Origin of the sequence: Chamaesiphon sp. OTE_75_metabat_556 (genome assembly GCF_031378165.1) — a bacterium.
In the GTDB taxonomy this organism is placed as follows: Bacteria; Cyanobacteriota; Cyanobacteriia; order Cyanobacteriales; family Chamaesiphonaceae; genus Chamaesiphon.
On sequence record NZ_JANNDR010000010.1, the window covers coordinates 1 to 2,957 of the forward strand.

Annotated in this window: 3 protein-coding genes; 2 read left to right on the top strand and 1 reads right to left on the bottom strand. The window is 46.6% G+C overall.

Features of this window, described 5'->3' with window-relative positions; translation table 11 throughout:
• Positions 1-142 precede the first annotated feature (142 nt).
• The gene (locus tag RMO27_RS00360; RefSeq protein ID WP_309727963.1) at positions 143-520 is read right to left on the bottom strand and encodes a DUF4870 domain-containing protein; all 378 of its coding nucleotides are present in this window, start codon (positions 518-520) and stop codon (positions 143-145) included.
• A 188-nt stretch (positions 521-708) separates the two neighbouring features.
• Between RMO27_RS00360 and RMO27_RS00365 the strand changes: the two genes are divergently transcribed.
• Both RMO27_RS00365 and RMO27_RS00370 read left to right on the top strand, forming a co-directional pair.
• The gene (locus tag RMO27_RS00365; protein ID WP_309727965.1) at positions 709-1,500 is read left to right on the top strand and encodes an MlaE family lipid ABC transporter permease subunit; all 792 of its coding nucleotides are present in this window, start codon (positions 709-711) and stop codon (positions 1,498-1,500) included.
• 138 nt (positions 1,501-1,638) lie between these two features.
• A partial coding sequence (locus RMO27_RS00370; protein WP_309727967.1) for a peptide chain release factor 3 occupies positions 1,639-2,957 on the top strand: 1,319 nt, incomplete at its 3' end.

Below are 2,957 nucleotides of genomic sequence, written 5' to 3' on the forward strand. Positions count from 1 at the left end.
GACAGTTGGCGATCGCCAACTGTCCGGCAAGCAATTATTGAGGGCAATCTTGCGATCTAAAGTTTATAGGTCAAAAGATTGTCCGTACTAAAAAGCGTAAAGATTTAGTCAGATCTCTACCCTTTATGCAGCGATCGACAAGTTAGAGCAATCTCCAGATAAATGGGTAGCGATAAGGCTCATTAGGATTATTCAGAGTTGCCAAGATCCCAAAAATTGGTGGCACCATGTGGAAGAGGAAGAATGCTAACCCAATCAACCAGGCCAAGGGAATCGTGATAATTAAAGCTGTGAAAAATGTGACTAATCCGGCTGTAATCGCTCCATACAACCAAATATTAAAGTGATAATTTAGGGTTTCTTTCGCAGTTGCTTTGATAACTGGGTCATCAAAAAGCAGCAAGATTGCCAAAGGAATTGCTGAGGTAATCAGCAAAGAACCTAAAAAAATCGAGCCATGGCACAACAACGAAAATAGTCTGCGCTTGCCACTACTACTGCGATCGCCAGTGTCAATCATTTCAAATCCTCAAAGATAATTGTTACTTAAAATTTCATTATACTGAATCTATCATAGCTTACAGGGGTCTGGTAGTACGTTTTCCCTGGGTGGAAATCCGCAATTAGATGAAGACGATCGTTATCGAGCTACGTAACTTGCTATAATCTCGCGATCTAGCTACCTCTTTGACCCCCAAATCCTTAAACATGTCTCCCAAAAGATCTGGTGCAACCTCGTATTCTTATACATACAGCCGATTTAGTTTTACATTACTACTCATCGGTCAAGTTTGGCTGCATTTGATTCAGGGCAAGACTTGTTGGCGGAAAATATCCGAACATTTGTTCAAAACAGGGCCATCATCAATGATTCCGGTATTGTTGGTAAATGTGCTAGCTGGCGCGATCTTCACGATTCAAACCGCCAGACAGCTAGAGTTGATGGGCGCGATTAATTCCGTCGGTGGTGTCTTTGCGATCGCTTTTTGTCGAGAACTCGCACCAATCTTGACCGCCTGTGTGGTGGCCGGACAAGTTGGTTCGGCATTTGCTGCCGAAATTGGCTCGATGAAAGTGAGCGAACAAATCGACGCCCTGTACACATTGCGCACCGATCCGATCGATTATCTGATCTTGCCCCGCGTCCTGGCTTGTTGTTCGATGGTACCGATGTTAATCGTGTTGGGCTTAGTCTGCGGTATTCTCGGCGGAATCTTTGTGGCAGCGCAACTCTACCAAGTACCACCACCGATCTTTCTAGACTCCGCCCGCAATCTGCTCAGAACAGGCGATCTAGTCAGTCTGGCTTTCAAAGGTACGATCTTTGGAGCCGCAATCGGTCTGATTGGCTGTGGGTGGGGAATGACGACCTATGGGGGCGTCAAGCAAGTTGGGGAGTCAGCTACCGCCGCTGTTGTCGTTTCGGGAATTACGATTTTTGCGATCGATCTGGTAATTTCGTTATTATTTGGGGATTTGCCAACGGGTAAACATGTTTAATCGAATTTCCTCATCTGTTCATTGCAATCTTGTCAATGTAACCTTGATTTGTCCAGCGTAACCAGTCGATCGAGGTCGGTCAATGATTAAAACCAGATATAATCAAATACTGGAAGCCCGCTAACGTAACCGCACCTCATGTCCACCGAACTCCAAACCCAGCTTCAAACCGAACTCGAAATTGCCGTCGAGCATCGGCGCAATTTTGCGATTATTTCGCACCCTGATGCGGGGAAAACCACCCTGACCGAGAAACTCCTGTTATACGGGGGTGCAATTCATGAAGCGGGCGCAGTTAAGGCCAGACGAGATCAGCGCAAGGCGACTTCCGACTGGATGGAAATGGAGAAACAGCGGGGGATTTCGATTACCTCGACGGTGTTGCAGTTTGAGTATCAGGGCTTTCAGGTAAATCTGTTGGATACGCCTGGACACCAAGATTTTAGTGAGGATACTTATCGGACACTGGCAGCAGCCGATAATGCGGTGATGCTGATTGACGCCGCCAAAGGCTTGGAGCCGCAAACGCGCAAGTTATTTGAAGTGTGCAAACTGCGCGAGTTGCCGATTTTCACATTCGTGAATAAACTCGATCGACCTGGCCGCGAACCATTAGAATTACTAGATGAGATCGAGCAAGAATTAGGCTTGCAAACCTATGCGGTCAATTGGCCAATTGGCACCGGAGATCGCTTTAAAGGCGTGTTTGATCGCCATCAACAGAAAGTCCATTTGTTCGAGCGGAGGTTGCATGGCAGCCGTGAGGCCACCGATACGGTGATGGATCTCCACGATCCGCGCCTGAAAGAAATCTTAGACAAAGAATTATTCGACCAACTCCACAGCGATCTCGAACTCCTCGATGGGGTAGCTTCGGAATTAGATCTAGAAGCGATTCATGCTGGTTATATGACTCCAGTCTTCTTCGGAAGCGCGATGACCAATTTTGGGGTCGAGTTATTTTTACACTATTTCTTGGAATACGCTCTCAAGCCAGGAAATCGCAATTCTAATGTCGGATCGATCGATCCGAGCTATCCAGAATTCTCCGGTTTTGTATTCAAACTTCAAGCCAATATGGACCCCAAACATCGCGATAGAGTCGCGTTTATTCGTGTCTGTAATGGTAAGTTTGAAAAAGATATTACCGTCAGCCACGCCCGCACAGGTAAAAACGTCCGACTATCCCGCCCGCAGAAATTGTTCGCCCAAGATCGGGAATCGATCGAAGAAGCATATCCCGGCGATGTCATCGGTCTAAATAATCCCGGCGTGTTCGCGATCGGCGATACGATTTATACAGGTATGAAAAAGCTCGAATACGAAGGTATTCCCTGCTTTTCACCCGAATTATTTGCCTTCCTCCGCAATCCCAACCCCTCGAAATTTAAACAGTTTCAAAAAGGAGTTAAAGAGCTACAAGAAGAAGGCGCAGTCCAGATCATGTATTCAGCCGA

What these genes read in the sequence shown, in the direction of transcription:
- RMO27_RS00365 (WP_309727965.1), top strand. Translation starts at nt 709, where the DNA reads ATGTCTCCCAAAAGATCTGGTGCAACCTCGTATTCTTATACATACAGC.
- RMO27_RS00360 (WP_309727963.1), bottom strand. Translation starts at nt 520, where the DNA reads ATGATTGACACTGGCGATCGCAGTAGTAGTGGCAAGCGCAGACTATTT.